At 65.5% G+C, this 17624-nt stretch carries 12 protein-coding genes; 4 read left to right on the top strand and 8 right to left on the bottom strand.

Annotated elements, in window-relative coordinates:
* A complete protein-coding gene (gene treY, locus ACQR0Z_RS06570; RefSeq protein ID WP_434918096.1) occupies positions 1-2805 on the top strand; it encodes a malto-oligosyltrehalose synthase in 2805 nt (934 codons plus the stop codon).
* Here treY and ACQR0Z_RS06565 read toward each other — a convergent pair whose 3' ends face one another.
* The gene (locus tag ACQR0Z_RS06565; protein WP_434860160.1) at positions 2806-3117 is read right to left on the bottom strand and encodes a polyhydroxyalkanoic acid system family protein; all 312 of its coding nucleotides are present in this window, start codon (positions 3115-3117) and stop codon (positions 2806-2808) included.
* Positions 3118-3288: 171 nt separating this feature from the next.
* Here ACQR0Z_RS06565 and ACQR0Z_RS06560 point away from each other — a divergent pair, with 171 nt between their 5' ends.
* Positions 3289-3453, top strand: coding sequence for a DUF3309 family protein (locus ACQR0Z_RS06560; RefSeq protein WP_006614022.1), 165 nt, complete (start codon positions 3289-3291; stop codon positions 3451-3453).
* 68 nt (positions 3454-3521) lie between these two features.
* Here the strand turns inward: ACQR0Z_RS06560 and ligD are convergent, their stop codons facing one another.
* Positions 3522-6251, bottom strand: a complete 2730-nt coding sequence (ligD, locus tag ACQR0Z_RS06555; protein WP_434918095.1) for a DNA ligase D — start codon at positions 6249-6251, stop codon at positions 3522-3524.
* A 688-nt stretch (positions 6252-6939) separates the two neighbouring features.
* On the opposite strand from ligD, the gene ACQR0Z_RS06550 reads away from it, so the two are divergent.
* Together ACQR0Z_RS06550 and ACQR0Z_RS06545 are read left to right on the top strand one after the other, a co-directional pair.
* Positions 6940-7569: a hypothetical protein gene (locus tag ACQR0Z_RS06550; protein WP_434918094.1), complete on the top strand. Its 630-nt coding sequence runs from the start codon at positions 6940-6942 to the stop codon at positions 7567-7569.
* A gap of 105 nt (positions 7570-7674) precedes the next feature.
* Positions 7675-8553, top strand: coding sequence for a Ku protein (locus tag ACQR0Z_RS06545; protein WP_434918093.1), 879 nt, complete (start codon positions 7675-7677; stop codon positions 8551-8553).
* A gap of 447 nt (positions 8554-9000) precedes the next feature.
* On the opposite strand, the gene ACQR0Z_RS06540 is transcribed toward ACQR0Z_RS06545, so the two are convergent.
* From ACQR0Z_RS06540 to kdpA, 6 genes are all read right to left on the bottom strand, one after another.
* Complete coding sequence (locus ACQR0Z_RS06540; protein WP_434860163.1) at positions 9001-9303, bottom strand: DUF6496 domain-containing protein; 303 nt, start codon at positions 9301-9303, stop codon at positions 9001-9003.
* Positions 9304-9553: 250 nt separating this feature from the next.
* Positions 9554-10243 (bottom strand): response regulator, encoded by a 690-nt coding sequence (locus ACQR0Z_RS06535; protein ID WP_434860164.1) that lies wholly within the window; start codon positions 10241-10243, stop codon positions 9554-9556.
* Positions 10240-12957: a DUF4118 domain-containing protein gene (locus tag ACQR0Z_RS06530; RefSeq protein ID WP_434918092.1), complete on the bottom strand. Its 2718-nt coding sequence runs from the start codon at positions 12955-12957 to the stop codon at positions 10240-10242. The genes ACQR0Z_RS06535 and ACQR0Z_RS06530 overlap by 4 nt, the downstream gene beginning before the upstream one ends.
* An 80-nt stretch (positions 12958-13037) precedes the next feature.
* Positions 13038-13646 (bottom strand): K(+)-transporting ATPase subunit C, encoded by a 609-nt coding sequence (locus tag ACQR0Z_RS06525; RefSeq protein WP_434918091.1) that lies wholly within the window; start codon positions 13644-13646, stop codon positions 13038-13040.
* A 115-nt stretch (positions 13647-13761) separates the two neighbouring features.
* A complete protein-coding gene (gene kdpB / locus ACQR0Z_RS06520) occupies positions 13762-15879 on the bottom strand; it encodes a potassium-transporting ATPase subunit KdpB (protein ID WP_434918090.1) in 2118 nt (705 codons plus the stop codon).
* 16 nt (positions 15880-15895) lie between these two features.
* On the bottom strand, positions 15896-17599 hold the full coding sequence (gene kdpA, locus ACQR0Z_RS06515) for a potassium-transporting ATPase subunit KdpA (protein ID WP_434918089.1): 1704 nt from the start codon (positions 17597-17599) through the stop codon (positions 15896-15898).
* Between the last annotated feature and the right edge of the window lie 25 nt (positions 17600-17624).

The raw sequence follows: 17624 nt of genomic DNA, 5'->3' as shown, positions 1-17624 counted from the left end.
ATGCCTCCAGCCATTCCGCTCGCGACCTATCGCCTGCAGCTCACCGCCGACTTCAACTTCGAGGCGGCGGCGCGCATCGTGCCGTACCTGAAGGCGCTCGGCATCAGCCATGTCTACGCCTCGCCGTTCATGACGGCGCGCAAGGGCTCGACCCACGGCTATGACATCACCGACCATACCAAGCTCAATCCGGAGCTCGGCGGCGAGGACGGCTTTGCCAAGCTCAGCGCAGCGCTGAAGGCGCACGACCTCGGCCTGATCCTCGATTTCGTGCCCAACCATGTCGGCGTGCATTTCGACGACAATCCGTGGTGGCTCGACGTGCTCGAATGGGGCCAGGCCTCGCCGCACGCGGCCTCGTTCGACATCGACTGGGACCAGTTGCCCTATCGCGCGCGCGGCGGCGTGCTGCTGCCGATCATCGGCACCTCCTACGGCCATGCGCTCGAACACGGCGACATCGGGCTGCGCTACGATCCGGACGAAGGCTCGTTCTCCTGCTGGTACTTCGAGCACCGATTGCCGATCGCGCCGGAGCGCTATGGCGAGATGCTGCGCATCATCGTCAAGGATGCCGGCGAGGAGAGCAGCGAGGCCGGCAAGGCGATCCTGGAGCTGGTGTCGCGCTATCCCGGCCTGCGCCATCCCAATCGCAAGGAAGCGCCGGGCTTCAAGGCGGCGCTCAAGACCATTCCCGGTGCTGCCGACGTCATTGCTCGCGGCCTCTCGGCCTACAAGGCGGGTGAAGGCCGCCCCGCGCAGACACTGGCTCTGCACCATCTGCTGGAGCGGCAGCACTACAAGCTCGGCCATTGGCGGCTGGCATCCAGCGACATCAACTACCGCCGCTTCTTCGACGTGAACACGCTCGCCGGCCTGCGCGTCGAGGACGCCGGCACGTTCGAGGCGATCCATCGGCTCGTCAAGAAGCTGATCGCCGACGGCCAGTTGCAGGGGCTGAGGCTCGACCATATCGACGGCCTGCGCGACCCCGCGCAGTACTTCCAGCGGCTGCGCCGTCTCATTCGCGACGCGCGCGGACCGGCCGTCGGTCCGTTCTACGTGGTGATCGAGAAGATCCTCTGCGAGCACGAGAAGCTGCCGAGCTTTGCCGGCGTTCACGGCACCACCGGCTACGAGTGGATGAACGTCATCACGCAGCTCCTGATCGATGGCAAGGGGCTGGAGCCGCTCGACGAGATCTGGCGCCAGATCAGCAACAAGCCGCCGAAGCTTGCGCCCGTCATCAAGGAAGCCAAGCGGCGCGTGCTGGAGACGTTGCTGACCTCCGAGTTCACCGTGCTGACGCGCCTGCTCGCACGCATCGCCAACGGCCACTACTCCACGCGCGACTATTCCGAGGACAGCCTGCGCCAGGCACTCGAATTGTACGTGCTGCACTTCCCGGTCTACCGCACCTATCTCACCGGCGCCGGTCCGACCGAGGCGGACCGCAAGCTGATCGACCATGCCATTGCCGGCGCCCGCGCCGAATGGTTCGCGTCCGACGGCTCGATCTTCGATTTCCTGCGCGACGCGCTGACGATGGATCTCATCAAGCGTGACCGCAACACCACCCACTCCGTCCCGCGCGTGCGCCGCTTTGCGCTGAAGGTGCAGCAGTTCACCGGGCCTGTCATGGCGAAGTCGCTGGAGGACACCGGCTTCTACCGCTTCCACCGGCTGCTCGCGCTCAACGAGGTCGGCGGCGATCCGTCGGCGCATGCGATGGCGATTTCCGACTTCCACGAGCTGATGCAGGATCGCGCCAAGCACTGGCCGCACGGCATGACGGCGACGGCCACCCACGACACCAAGCGCGGCGAGGACGCCCGCACGCGCCTTGCGGCGCTGACCGAGCTGCCCCACGGCTGGACCTCGGCAGTGGCACGCTGGAAGACCATGAACGCGCCGCATGTCGTCACCGACGGCTCCATGCGGGCGCCATCGGCGACGTTCGAATACATGCTCTACCAGACCCTGGTCGGCATCTGGCCCGCCACGGGCTGGGACGACAGCCTCCCCGAGCGCTTGCAGGCCTATGCGCTGAAGGCGGCGCGGGAGGGCAAGGAGGAGACCAGCTGGCTCAATCCGAATGAGGCGTATGAGGCCGGATTGCGCGCCTTCATCGAGCGCATCCTGGACCGCCAGCATTCGGCGGAGTTCCTGCAGTCGCTGGAGACCGTCGCCAAACGCGTGGCGCTGCTCGGCGCAGTCAATTCGCTGACGCAGGTCACGCTGAAGGCGACCATGCCGGGCGTACCCGATTTCTACCAGGGGACGGAGTTCTGGGATCTGTCGATGGTCGATCCCGACAACCGCCGCCCGGTCGATTTTGCCGCGCGCGAGCAGGCGCTGCGTGAGAGCGAAGCGCCGGACTGGGCTGCCCTCGCAGACCACTGGCCGGACGGTCGCATCAAACTGGCCTGGACGCGGCAGCTCATTAAGCTCCGCAACGAGATGCCATCGATGTTCACCGACGGCGCCTACGAGCCGCTCGAGGTGAGCGGGCGTCATGCCGATCACATCATCGCCTTTGCGCGCCGCCGCGGCCGCGAGGCGGTGATCGTGGTCGCCGCTCGCACGCTGGCGCCGTTCACCGACGGCGGCCGCGTCTGGCCGCATGCGGATGCGTTCGACGCGACCGTGCATCTTCCCGGCTATTCCGCGCCTCAGATCCAGAACGGCGCCCTCCCCGTCTCCGCGCTGTTCACCCATCTCCCGGCTGCGGTGCTTGCGGCCCGCGTGGAAAGTTCCTCCGATCACAGTGCCAAGCCAGCGCCTGCATTGGCGCCGCAGAGCTGATCAGCTCTTCTTCGTCAGCAACAGCTGGCCGCGACTGCGGATGGCGTTCTGCGCGGCTTCAGCAAAGCGCTGCAGCAGCCAGGGCAGCGTGACCTCGACCTGGACGCGATCCTCGCCGACGTCGACATGGCCGGACGCCGCCTGCCCGAGCGCGCGCACGCGAAAGAACATCTTGTCGCCCTCCCAGCGCTCCTCATCGACACTGAGCACCGGAAGACTGCTCGCGGCCCTGCTCAGTCCGGATTGCAGCCGACGCACCGCCTCGTCCTTGCCGAGACGGTGCGGAATGGAAACGACAAGCGGCCTTGACATCGCAATCTCCTGACTAACAACCGTCCTGATGTAGTCACGCCGCGCTCCGACCGCAAAGCCACACCCCTTATTTTACCTGATCCACTTCCGGAACTTTCGAAGTTCCGACCAGTTTCCTCGGCGAAGGCAGAGTGACGCACCGCCCCGCTGCCGGGCTCTGGAGGGAAGTACATGTCCATCGGAACGATCATCCTCATCATTCTCATCATCGCCCTGCTCGGCGGCTTCTCCGGCATCGGCGGCGGCCCGTTCTACGGCACCGGCTATTACGGCGGTGGCGGCCTCGGCCTGATCATCGTTATCGTGCTGATCCTGGTCCTGCTCGGACGGATTTGATTCAGGTGCGATAATTCTTCGGGCAGACGTGGCATTGGCCATGTCTGCCCGAACGTCCTAACAGCCTCTCACAATTTGTCCGTCAGCTTTTTGATCGCCGGCTTGATCGCTCCTGCCGCGTCATCATAGCCATCCCACGCCTTGGTCTTGGCCAACAACCCCGGCACTGTGCGAACCGTAAAGCGCTTCGGATCCAACCCATTCTTCACCTGCGCCCAGGTGATCGGCATCGACGCGGTCGCACCGTCGCGCGCCCGCGGCGACAGCACCGCGACCGCGGTCGACATCCGATCATTGCGCAGATAGTCGAGGAAGATCTTCCCTTTGCGCAGCTTCTTCGACATGTTCAGCAGGTAATCCTCAGGATGGTCATTGGCCATCCACTGGCACACGCCCTGCGCAAACGCCTTCGCCTCTGGCCACGTCACCTTATCGCGCGCGCCATGCAGCAGCGGCGTCACCACATGCAGCCCCTTGCCGCCGGTGGTCTTGCAGAAGCTCTCCAGGCCCAGCGTCTTCAGGCGCTGCCGCATGTCCTTGGCCGCCGCAATCACCTCCTCGAACGCGACGTTCGGCGCCGGATCGAGATCGAACACCAGGCGTCCCGGCACGTCGTAGGCATCCGGCGCGCAATTCCACGGATGCAGCTCGACCGCGGCGACCTGCGCCACCGCGATGAGGCCCTCGACCCGATCGATCTGCAGATAGGGCTTTCGATCGCCGGACACTTTCACCAGCTCCAGCAGATCGGACATGCCCTGCATGCCATGCCGCTGGAAAAACCGCTCGCCGCCGATACCGTCAGGCGCACGCACGATCGAACATGGCCGTCCCTTGAGATGATCGATCATCCAGTCGCCGACGGCTTCGAGATAGTTGGCGAGATCGAGCTTAGTGACCGGCTCGCCGTCACCTGCATCCGGCCATAGCGCCTTGTCGGGCTTCGAGATCGCAACGCCCATTACCGTCGCCGAACTCTTGGATCGCGACGGCGTCTTGTGCATCGTGGTGCCGCCGGTCGCGACCGTCGCCGCGGCACGCGCCACCGGCTTCGTCACCTTTGCCGTGACGACCGGCTCCTCGGCGACAACCTCATGCGCCGGCTTGTCCTGGCGCAGTCCCTTGAACGAGGCCTGCCTGACATTGTTGTCTGCGGTCCAGCCGGCGAACTCGATCTCGGCGACGAGCTCAGGCTTCAGCCAATGCACCTCGCGCGCCTTGCGCGGCGCATTCTTGCCGCTGAACGGGCTCTTGTCGGAGGCAGCCGCCTTCAGCGCCGGCATGATCTCCTTCACCTTATCCTGGCCGAAGCCGGTGCCGACGATGCCGACATAAGCGAGATGATCGTCCTTGTTGACGCCGACCATCAGCGAGCGGAATTTGCCGTTGGTCGTCTTCCAGCCGCCGATGACGACCTCGTGGCCGGGCCGCGTCTTGGCCTTGGTCCAGCTCTCGGTGCGGCCGGAGTGATAGGCGGAGTCCAGCTTCTTCGACACGATGCCTTCGAGGTTCAGCTTGCGTGCCGAGTCCAGCACGGCCTCGCCGTCGCTCTCGAAATGCTCGACATAGCGGATAACGGGCGTCCTGCCCTTGATGTTCGCCTTCAGCAGCTTCGCCAGGCGTGCCTTACGTTCACGCAACGGCTGGCGGCGTAAATCGAACTCCTCGACGAACATCAGGTCGAAGGCAAAGAACACCAGCTCATCCGTCTGCCCGGCCGAGATCGCCGCCTGCAGTGCCGAGAAGTTCGGGTTGCCGTCCTTGTCGAGCGCGACGATCTCGCCGTCGATGATCGCATCCGGCAGCTTGGCCGCGGCTTCCGCGATCGCGCCGAACTTGGCAGTCCAATCGAGGCCCCTGCGCGTCTTCAACGTCGCCTGACCGTTCTCGACCCGGATCTGCACGCGATAGCCGTCGAACTTGATCTCGTGCGCCCAGCCCTCGCCGCTCGGCGGCGCGGCCACGGAGGTGCACAGCTCGGGCGGCACGAAGTCGGGCAGCGACGCGACGGTTTTGGGCTCGATCGTCTTCGTCGCACGCTGGGCCTTCGCACCACTGGCCTTCGTGGCCTTGGCTCTTGTGGCTTTGGCTTTCGGCGACCGCGCCTTGGTCGATCCCTTGTTGATCTTCGTCTCGCTATCGCCGCGGTTGGAGTGCCACACCGCATCGGCGTTCATGCGCTGGCTCTCGGCCAGCATGAACGGCTTCGGCGCCTTGCCCTTGCCGGCGGCGATCTGCTCCATCGAACGTCCCGACGCGACCGACTTGTCGGCCTCGAGGATGTCGTTGGCCTCGCCTTCCCTGGCGTATTCATCGCGATGCTTGATCAGCAGCCAATTGGTGCGCTTGCCGCCGGTGCGGTCGTGGCGCATCCGCACCAGCACCCAGCTGCCATGCAGCTTCTCGCCGTCCAGCGTGAACTTCAGATCGCCCTTCTTGAAGCCGCGCTCGGGATCGTCGCTCTCCCAAGTACCGCGGTCCCACAGCATGACGGTGCCGCCGCCATACTCGCCTTCGGGAATGGTGCCTTCGAAATCGCCATAATCGAGGGGATGATCCTCGACCTCCACCGCGAGCCGCTTGTCGTGCGGATCGAGCGACGGCCCCTTGGTCACCGCCCACGACTTGAAGACGCCGCCGAATTCGAGCCTGAGATCGTAGTGCAGCCGGGTGGCGTCGTGCTTCTGAATGACGAAGCGCGGACGGTCGGCCGGCGCGACCTTGGCCTCGCCGGACGGCTCTGCCGTTTTCTCGAAATCACGTTTCTTGCGATAGGTGGAGAGCTTCTTGAGCGCCACGGTGATCCCTCGCGTTGAGCGGTAGCGTAGCAAAGCCGGCGGGGTCGTGGAACCGGCCGATCCTGTTGGATAACACCGGGCAAAGTTCCGCGTTCCCGGCGCTCGTTGGGGCTCGGGTGTTGCCGTCGTCCGCCCTCCGCGACACGCGAGAGGGTGCAGGGAAGGCCGGGTGCTGACCGCGGCCCATGGCCCGCCTGCAACACAAAAAGCAGGCGGCAGTCACCACAGGTACGGCCCTCAACCGGCCTTCCCTGCGCGATGGTGTTAACGCTTACTTCGCGATCTCCCCGGTGTCCGGCTTGTTAGCCACCGTCGCCCGCGCGCCTCGCCGGCAGCACGGACTTGACGCCAGCATCGGGGCGCCAGGACCACGCGACTTCACGTCCGAGAGGCCGCGCTCGTCCGCGCATGAAAGCGCACGCTGCCGTCTCGTCCATCGCCTCCCACACTCCACGTATCGTGACGACGCGTACGCCCTCTGCATGAGGCGGGATGCGCGGAAAGATCGGTCTGATTTGCCCGACGAGGCAAGGGATTGTTGGTGCGACATAGTAACCCGACGGGCACGTGGTCTTGGGTTGACCTTCGACGAAGGCGTCTCTTCCCGGCCATCCGCGTGACATGTTACCAACGCAGTGAATGCATTGGATCGCGTCTTCATGGACGTTGCGCGGGCGGAGGATCGATCATGGGAACGAACATGTCTTGGGCATTCGTAGAAGGTGTCAGCCTGCACGAGCTCTACACATTTCTGGATCTTGAGCCCACCGACGTAACTCCGGATTATACCGATCTTGGGACGAGCCATGTTCCTCTGGCGGGCGCCAAGCTAGAGCCAGGCTGGTGCGCCATCTTTGGTAATTACGCGCTCGCTATGGACATGCTGTTCGGCACGACGCCGCCTCGGCTCGCTCGCCTGCCGGCGCAATCCCGCTGCGTCGCGTGCGTCGTGCTCGAACATGCCATGGTCTCCTATGCCGGATATTGGCAAGGCGGAGAGCGTGTGTGGGAGGTTCGACACGATGCCGGCGACCATCTCGAGGCGACGGGATCGCTTCCCGGAGAGTTCGCAGAGCTGCGCGACACGGCGATCGCAAAGCAGCGCCCCAGCCAAGCCGCACGCTGGAAGGTAGACTACCTGTTCAACGTCCCGACGGACACCGCCGCGACTCTGCCATTGTACCCCCGCGATTGGATGATACGGGCAGACCTTTTCAGCGAGCTTCGGACTCTCAAGCCAATAAATGGCAATGAACTCGCCCGCTTGAGCACGCCGCCAAGATGGTGGCAGCTGACGAGATCCATGCAGTATCGTTGATCCGTTTGGCCGAAGCCACAAGCGTGCTGCGGTCGTCCATCAATCCCGACGGAACCTAAACAGGTCCCATCTGGTTGGGCTCAAAATGCTTTCACGGAGACCACGATGGCCCCCCGCGCCTATTGGAAAGGCTCGCTCAAACTCTCGCTCGTCAGTTGTCCTGTCGTGCTCTATCCGGCGTCCACATCCGTGGAGAAGACGCGCTTCCACCTGATCAACCGCGAGACCGGCAATCGGCTGAAGCAGCAGATGATCGACGCCGAGACCGGCGACATCGTCGAGGGCGACCAGAAGGGCCGCGGCTATGAGCTGTCCAAGGGACAGTATGTCGAGATCGAACCGGAGGAGCTGGAGGCGGTCCAGATCGAGAGCAACCATACGATCGACATCGACAGCTTCGTGCCGCGCGAGGAGATCGACCAGCGCTATCTCAATCACCCCTATTACATCGCGCCCGACGGCAAGGCGGCGGTCGACGCCTTCGCGGTGATCCGCGACGCCATGAAGGACCAGGACCGGGTCGCGCTGGCGCGGATCGTGCTGACGCATCGCGAGCACATCATCGCTATCGAGCCGTTGGGCAAGGGCATGCTCGGGACGACGCTGCGCTTTCCCTACGAGCTGCGCGACGAGGCGGAGTTCTTCGACGATATCAAGTCGCCGAAGATCACCAAGGACATGGTGGAGCTGGCGGGCCACATCCTCCAGACCAAGGCCGCACACTTCAAGCCGTCGGAGTTCAAGGACCAGTACGAGACCGCGCTGAAGGCGCTGGTCAAGTGCAAGGCCGCGGGCAAGCCGATCAAGCTGCCGGAGCCGGAGGAGACGTCCGGCAACGTGGTCAGCCTGATGGATGCGCTGAAGCAGAGCCTGGGCAAGGGTGGGAAGAAGGCGGCACGGGCGCCATCGCGGCGCGCGCCTGCGCATCGGCGTCCGGCGAAGAAGGCGCATCGCTCGGCGGCGCGACAGAGGAAGGCGGGTTAGCGAGACCCTGGATCTTGGGGACAGCACGCAGGAGAGGCCCGCCTCGCGATCCTGGCCTCATGGTTCGAGACGCGCCGCCCTGTGCACCTTTGGTCTGGTTCGCAGGTCGGCTCGGCGCTCCTCACCATGAGGGTCTGGCACCGAAACGGGTCCCGCGCACCGACCATGAACATGCCGACCGGCGTGTTCATGGAGAGTTAAGCGCCACGGCGCTGCTTTCTACGCCTCAACTCTCCATTGAGACGCCGGCTGGCGTACTGATGGTCAATGTGCAGGACCGCCCTCGGTGCATGCCCCTTTCCATGAACACGCCTCTCAGCGTGTTCATGGTCGGTGTGCAAGACCCCTTTTGGGTGCCAGACCCTCATGGTGAGGAGCGCCGAGCACGAAAGCGGATCATGAAGGCGGTGTTCGTGGCGGCGCGTCTCGAACCATGAGGCCGAGGTCTCAGCTCGTCTTCGACGACTTCTTCTTCGTCGTTTTCTTGGTTGTCTTCTTCGTGCTCTTCTTGCTCGAACTTTTCGACGACTTCTTTGCGGTCTTCTTCGCCGACGATTTCGCGCTTTTCTTCGCGGGCACCTTCTTGCCTTCGCGGCGCGCCTCGGACAGGCCGATCGCGATCGCCTGCTTGCGGCTCTTGACCTTGCGCCCCGAGCCACCGCTCTTCAGCGTGCCGGCCTTGCGCTTCTTCATCGCGCGCTCGACGTCCTTCGACGCGCCCTTGGAGTATTTGCGTGCTGTCTTTGCCATCAACATGGTCTCCCTGTGACAGCACGGCAATCACGAGAGCAGAGGAAGGTTCCGATTTGGAGGAACTAACGCGGTTGGGAAAGTTCTCGCACGTCGGTCTACACTACCCGTGCGACTGCCCCTCACCCCACCCCTCTCCCCGTAAGAACGGGGAGAGGGAGCGCAGCGTGCTTGAGGCAAACAGCTCGGGATGCGTCGGCCAGACGGCGCGTCTCCATAGACATGCGTGGCTCTTCATTGCAAAGAAGCACTAATCCGGTGCGCGCAGGCGATAGCCGATGCCGGTTTCCGTGAGCACGAAGTGCGGGCGCTCCGGATCGGTCTCGATCTTCTGGCGGAGCTGGCGGACGTAGACGCGGAGATATTGCGCGTCGGTCAGTTCGTCCCACAGCTCCTTCAGCAGGAAGCGATGCGTCAGGACCTTGCCGGCGTGCTGGACCAGCACGCGCAGCAGATCATATTCCTTCGGCGACAGCTTGATCTCGCGCTCGCCGAGCTTGACGATGCGGCGAACGAGATCGACGGAGAGATCGCCGGTGCGGAACACCGGGCGCTCGCCCTGGACCTGCAACTGATGGCGCAGCGCCGCGCGCAGGCGCGCCAGCAGCTCGTCCATGCCGAACGGCTTTGTGATGTAGTCGTCGGCGCCGAGATCGAGCGCCTTGACCTTGCCGGCCTCGTCGCCACGGCTCGACAGCACCACGACCGGAATGCTGTCGTTGCGTGCCCGGATGGTGCGCAGCAGCTCGTGGCCGTCGATGTCCGGCAGGCCGAGATCGAGGATGATCAAGGCCGGTTCCTCGGCGAGCTTCTCGAGCGCGACCTTGCCGCTCGGCGCCTCCAGGATCTCGTAGCCCTGCGTCGCCAGGCCCATCCGCAGCAGTTTTCGGATCGGCGGCTCATCGTCGATCACGAGCACCTTGATCGGCGCACCGGTCATGCGGCGGTCTCCAGAGGTCTCACCTGCGCGGGCACCGGCAGGCGGATGGTGAGAACGGCGCCGCTGCGGTCGGTGCGATTGCCCGCGGTCATGCGGCCATGCATCGCCTCGACGAAGCCGCGCGAGATCGCGAGGCCGAGGCCGGTGCCGGGGCGCACCTGGTCGCCCTTCTGCACGCGATAGAACTTGTCGAACACGTGCTCGACCTCGTCGGGCGGAATGCCGTCGCCCTCGTCCCTGACGTCGAGCACCACCCAGGCGCCGTCACGCCGCGAGCGCAGCTCGATCGTCGTGCCGGCCGGCGCATATTTCGCGGCATTGTCGAGCAGGTTGAACAGCACCTGCTCGAACAGCACGGCGTCGAGCTCGAGCATCGGCAGGTCTGCGGCAAGCTCCAGCGCGATCGTGTGGCCCGACAGGATCTTGCCGGCGCGGCGCAGCGCGCTGCCGACGATCTCACCGAGGTCATGCAGCGCGCTGTTCGGCTTGATGGCCCCGGATTCGAGCTTGGTCATGTCGAGCAGGTTGGCGATGAACCGGTTCAGCCGCTCGGACTCGTCGATGACGGTGGCAAGCAGATCGAGCTTCTCGCGGTCGGACAACCGCGTCGCGAGGTCGCGCATGGTCGATGCCGCGCCGAGCACCGACGCGAGCGGCGTCTTGAGGTCGTGCGAGATCGAGGTCAGCAGCGCCGAGCGCAGCCGGTCCTGCTCCATGCTGCGCTTGACCTTGTCCATGTCCTCGACCAGCAGCACGCGCTCGATCGCCAGCGCGCCCTGGTCGACCAGCGCATCGAGCAGCCGGCGCTGGTCGGGCGTCAGCAGCGGCCCGGTGCGGTCGTCGTCGATGCCGATGACGCCGATCAGCCCGCGCCCGGTGCGCATCGGCAGGAACAGGCGCTTGGCGCCGGGCAAGGTGTCGGAGCCGCGGCCCGCCGCGCGATCGTTGGCGAACGCCCAGCTCGCGGCGGCGAGATCGGCATCGTCGAGCTGATCCTCCGGCGGATAGCCGGCCATCACGGTGAGCTTGCCGTCCTGCGGCAGCAGCAGCACGACGCGGACCTTGAGCATCAGCGCGGCCTGATAGGCCGTCGCCCACAGCACGTCGTCGAGCGTCGCCGTCCCCGCGAGCTTGCGGCTGAAGGCATAGAGCTGCTCGGTGGTGCGGATGCGATGGGTCGCCGCATCGGCCTGCACGCGCACGCGCGCGGCGACGTTCGACACCAGCATCGCGATGAGCATGAAGAAGAAGAACGCCGCGACGTTGGTCGGGTCGGTGATCGTGAAGGTGTAGAGCGGCGGCAGGAAGAAGAAATTGTAGCAGAGCGAGGAGACGAAGCTCGCCAGCAGCGACGGACCCAGCCCGTAGCGCGCGGCAACGCTGACCACGGCGGTGAGGAAGACGAGGTCGACATTCTCGATGCCGAAAAACGGCTGGATCAGCTCGGCGAGACCGAGGCCGACGGCCGTGATCAGCAGCGCCATCAGATACGGCTTGGGCCGCAGCGGCTCGCTGCGCGCGCGGGTCTGCACCACGGGCTCTGCCGCGTCCGACGGCTCCTCGCCGGGAATGACGTGAATGGAGATGTGGCCGGCGCGGCGCACGAGATCGTGCACCACCGAGCCCCTGACGATCTCGAACAGGCGCGAGCGCTGCGACTTGCCGATGACGATCTGGGTGACGTTGTGGCCTTGCGCGAAGCTGATGAGATCGTCCGCGATGCGGCGGCCGACGCCGGGGATGGTCAGCGCTTCGCCGCCGAGCGATTCGGCCAGGCGCAGCGTATCGGCAAGGCGGTCGCGCTGCTTGTCCGAGAGCTGGAGATTGCGCCGCGTTTCGATCGTGACCGCCGTCCACGGCGCATGGACCCGGTCGGCGAGGCGCTTGGTGTAGCGCACGAGGCCCGCGGCGCGCGGATCCTCGGAGACGCAGACCAGAATGCGCTCGCCGGCCGCCCAGGGCCCGGCGATCGCGTTGGCCTGCATATGGTTGAGCAGCTGCTCGTCGACCCGCTCGGCGGTCCGGCGCAGCGCCAGCTCGCGCAAGGCGGTCAGATTGCCGGGCGAGAAATAGTGCTCCAGCGCGCGCTCGGCCTGCTTGGGCACATAGACCTTGCCCTCCTTCAGCCGCTGGATCAGGTCGTCGGGCGTGAGGTCGATCAGCTCGATCGCATCGGCGCGGTCGAAGATCGAATCCGGCACGGTCTCCCGCACCCGGACATGGGTGATCTGGGCGACGACGTCGTTGAGGCTCTCGATGTGCTGGACGTTGACGGCCGTATAGACGTCGATGCCGTGCGACAGCAGCTCCTCGACGTCGAGATAGCGCTTCGGGTGCCGGCTGCCGGCGACGTTGGTATGCGCGAGCTCGTCGACGATCGCGAGCTTCGGGCGGCGTGCGATGACGGCGTCCAGGTCCATCTCCTCGATGACCTGGTCCTTGTAGGCGATGCGCTTGCGCGGGATCACCTCGAGCCCGCGCACCAGCGCCTCGGTCTCCACCCGGCCGTGGGTCTCGACGAAGCCAATGACCACGTCGATGCCGGCCTTCATCCGGGCATGCGCGCTCGACAGCATCTCATAGGTCTTGCCGACGCCGGGGGCGGCGCCGACGAAGATCTTGAGCTTGCCGGCAGGACTCTCCTCCCGCCGGGCGGCCTCGAGCAGGGCTTCCGGCGAGGGACGTTGGTCAGGGTCGCGGCGTTGGCTGGCCATGCGGCATTATAGACGGAGGTCCCCCGAGGCCAAGATCTTGATACCAAGACGAGGACGCGGGGCGCGACCTCACTCGACCATTACTTGGTTGCCGTTGCGGCATCGAGCGCCAGATTGAGCGCAAGCACGTTAACGCGGGGTTCGCCGAGCAGCCCGATCAGCCGCCCGTCGGTGTTTTTCGCCACCAGCGCCTGCACGCGATCCTCAGGGATACCGCGCGCCTTGGCGATGCGCGGCACCTGGAACAGCGCCGCCTCCGGCGAGATGTCCGGATCGAGGCCGCTCGCCGAGGATGTCACCAGGTCGACGGGCACCGGCTGCGCGGGGTTCTCGGACCTGAGCCTGTCGACGTCCTCCTTGACGCGATCGGCCAGCGTCTTGCTGGTCGGGCCGAGATTGGAGCCGGAGGAGTTGGCGGCGTTATAGGGCGCCGGCACGGTCTTGGTGGCGTCGTTCGGGTCGGCGGCCGTCGTCGCCGAGAGCCGGCCGTGGAAATACTTGTCGTCCTTGAACTCCTGGCCGATCAGCGCCGAGCCGATCACCTCGCCGTTGCGCGTGATCAGGCTGCCCTCGGCCTGCGCCGGGAAGATGGTGCCGGCGACGACGGTCATGCCGAGCGGATAGAGCAGGCCCGTGATGAGCGTCAGTGCGAGCAGAACGAAGATGGCGGGACGGATTTCTTTGAGCATGATGAGCTCTCCTATGTCTGCCGTCATTGCGAGGAGCGAAGCGACGAAGCAATCCAGGGCGGCGTGTGAGAATCTGGATTGCTTCGCTTCGCTCGCAATGACGGCGATTGGGGTGTCAGGCCAGATGCAAGGCGGTCACGATCAGGTCGATCGCCTTGATGCCGATGAAGGGGATGATGATGCCGCCTAGGCCATAGATCAGCAGGTTGCGGCCGAGCAGCGCGCCGGCGCCGATGGCGCGGTAGGCGACGCCCTTCAGCGCCAGCGGGATCAGCGCGATGATGATCAGCGCGTTGAAGATGATCGCCGACAGGATCGCGCTCTGCGGGCTCGCGAGGTGCATCACGTTCAGCACGTCGAGCTGCGGATAGAACGCCAGGAACATCGCCGGGATGATCGCGAAGTATTTGGCGACGTCGTTGGCGATCGAGAACGTGGTCAGCGCGCCACGCGTCATCAACAGCTGCTTGCCGATTTCGACCACCTCGATCAGCTTGGTCGGGTTGGAGTCGAGATCGACCATGTTGCCGGCCTCGCGCGCCGCCTGCGTGCCCGTGTTCATGGCGACGCCGACATCGGCCTGCGCCAGCGCCGGCGCGTCGTTGGTGCCGTCGCCGCACATCGCCACCAGCTTGCCCTTGGCCTGCTCGTCGCGGATCAGCTTGAGCTTGTCCTCGGGGGTGGCCTGGGCCAGGAAGTCGTCGACCCCGGCTTCGGCCGCGATCGCCGCCGCCGTCATCGGATTGTCGCCGGTGATCATGATGGTGCGGATGCCCATGCGGCGCAGCTCGGCGAAGCGCTCGCGGATGCCGCCCTTGACGATGTCCTTGAGCTGGATGACGCCGAGCAGCCGGCCGTCTTTCGCCACGGCCAGCGGCGTACCGCCAGCCTTTGCGATCTCGTCGGCAATGGCGCGGATCTCGCGGGCCAGCTCGCTCTCCATCGGCTGGATCGCGCGCATCGTATTGCCCGAGGCGACCTGCATCGTGCCGCCGTTGATATAGTTGAGGATCGCGTCGACCGCGCCCTTCCGCACCGAGGAGCCGCCAGCATCGACGCCGCTCATGCGGGTCTGCGCCGTGAACGGCACGAAGGTGGCGCCGAGCTCGGACATGTCGCGGCCGCGGATGCCGTATTTCTCCTTGGCGAGCACCACGATCGAGCGCCCTTCCGGCGTCTCGTCGGCGAGCGAGGCGAGCTGCGCCGCGTCGGCGAGCTCCTGCTCGCTGACGCCCCTGACGGGACGGAACGCGGTCGCCTGGCGGTTGCCGAGCGTGATGGTGCCGGTCTTGTCGAGCAGCAGGGTATCGACGTCGCCGGCGGCCTCGACCGCACGGCCGGACATCGCCAGCACGTTGAAGCGCACCAGCCGGTCCATGCCGGCGATGCCGATGGCCGACAACAGCGCGCCGATCGTGGTCGGGATCAAGGTCACGAACAGCGCCACCAGCACCACCACCGAGATCGAGCCGCCGGCATAGGCCGCGTAGCTCGGGATCGTGACGGTCGCGAACACGAAGATGATGGTGAGGCCGGCGAGCAGGATGTTGAGCGCGATCTCGTTCGGCGTCTTCTGTCGCTCGGCGCCCTCGACCAGTCTGATCATGCGGTCGATGAAGGTCGAGCCCTGGGCCGCCGTGATGCGCACCCGGATCCAGTCCGACAGCACCTGCGTGCCGCCGGTCACGGCCGAACGGTCGCCGCCGGATTCGCGGATCACGGGCGCGGACTCTCCGGTGATGGCGGCCTCGTTGACCGAAGCGACGCCTTCGATCACCTCGCCGTCGGACGGGATGGTGTCCCCCGCCTCGACCAGCACGATGTCGCCGACCTTCAGGCTCGTGCCTGCCACCAGTCTGTAGCTGTGGTCAGCCGCGCTCGATCCGGTCAGCAGCTTGGCCTGGCTCTCGGTGCGGGTCTTGCGCAGTGACTCCGCCTGCGCCTTGCCGCGCCCTTCGGCGACGGCTTCGGCGAAATTGGCGAACAGCACGGTGAACCACAGCCAGAGAATGATCTGGAAGGTGAAGCCGAGATGGGCACCGCCGGTGACGACGTCACGCAGGAAGATGACCGTGGTGAGCGCGGCGACCACTTCGACCACGAACATCACGGGGTTCTTCATCATCAGCCGTGGATCGAGCTTGACGAAGGCGGCCTTGATGGCGGGCAGCACGATCTTGACATCGAGCATCGTCGACATCGACGAGCGCGTCTGCATTTTGATTGTATCCATGGAGGTTGCTCCGAGATCAGAACACGGTGCCGGCGGTCATCGCGAGATGCTCGACGATGGGACCGAGGGCGAGAGCGGGGAAGAAGGTGAGGCCGCCGATGATCAGGATCACGCCGACGACGAGGCCGACGAACAGGCCGCCAGTCGTCGGCAAGGTGCCGGCGGAGGGCGGGATCGACTTCTTCTCGGCGAGCGAACCTGCGATCGCCATCGCCGGGATGATCATGAAGAAGCGGCCGACGAACATCGAGGACGCGAGCGTCAGATTGTAGAAGAAGGTGTTGCCGGTGAGGCCGCCGAATGCCGAGCCGTTGTTGGCGGTCGCCGAGGTGAAGGCGTAGAGCACCTCGGTGAAGCCGTGCGGGCCGGCATTGGCCATCGACGCGACGGCGGACGGCAGCACCACGGCGACCGCGGTCCAGCCGAGATACATCAGCGGCAGGACGAGGATCGCCAGCATCGCCATCTTGACCTCGCGGGCCTCGATCTTCTTGCCGACATATTCCGGCGTGCGTCCGACCATCAGGCCGGCGACGAAGATCGCGAGCACCACAAACAGCAGCATGCCGTAGAGGCCGGCGCCGACGCCGCCGACGATGATCTCGCCGAGCTGCATGTTGATCAGCGGGATCATGCCGCCGAGCGCGGTGAAGCTGTCATGCATCGCGTTGACGGCGCCGCACGACGCGGCGGTCGTGATCACGGCGAACAACGCGGACGCGACGATGCCGAAGCGGACCTCCTTGCCCTCCATGTTGCCGCCGGTCAGTCCGAGCGCATTCAGCACATTGCTGCCGCTCGCTTCCGCCCAGTACGTCACGGCGACGCCGGCGATGAACAGCACGCCCATCACGGCGAGGATCGCCCAGCCCTGGCGCTGGTTGCCGACCATGCGGCCGAACACGTTGGTGAGCGCGGCGCCGAGCGCGAAGATCGAGATCATCTGGATGAAGTTCGACAGCGCGGTCGGATTCTCGAACGGATGCGCGGCATTGGCATTGAAGAAGCCGCCGCCATTGGTGCCGAGCATCTTGATCGCGACCTGCGAGGCCACCGGCCCGACCGCGATGGTCTGCTTGGCGCCTTCGAGCGTCGTCGCCTCGACATACGGCCCGAGCGTCTGCGGGATGCCCTGCCACACGAGGAAGAGCGTGTAGACGATGCACAGCGGCAGCAGGACGTAGAGCGTGCAGCGGGTCACATCCACCCAGAAATTACCGACGGTCCGCGCGGAAGCCCGCGCGAAGCCGCGGATCAGCGCGATCGCCAGCACGATGCCGGTGGCGGCCGAGAGAAAGTTCTGGTGCGTCAGGCCGAGCATCTGCACGAGATAGGACAGCGTGCTCTCGCCGCCGTAGTTCTGCCAGTTGGTGTTGGTGAGGAAGCTGATCGCGGTGTTGAACGACAGATCCTCAGCGACGGCTGACTGGCCGGCGGGGTTGAACGGCAGCACGGCCTGCAGCCGCATCACGCCGTAGATGATCAGGAAGCCGCCGACATGGAACAGCAGCATCGCGACCGTGTAGGTCAGCCAATGCTGCTCGCGGCGCTCGTCGACGCCGCCGATCCAGTAGATCGCGGATTCGACAGGGCGCAGCACGGGCGAGAGGACGGTACGCTCGCCGCTGAAGACGCGCGTCATGTACCAGCCGAGCGGCCTGGCGAGCGCGACGATGACGGCGCAATAAAGCAGGATCTGGATCCAGCCGATGACGGTCATGGGGATTGTCCTTGGAGATGCTGAT

Source organism: Bradyrhizobium sp. HKCCYLS3077 (genome assembly GCF_051167555.1).
Taxonomy (GTDB): Bacteria; Pseudomonadota; Alphaproteobacteria; order Rhizobiales; family Xanthobacteraceae; genus Bradyrhizobium.
Note: the sequence above shows the minus strand (reverse complement) of the source record. Positions and strands in the feature narration are given on the sequence as shown.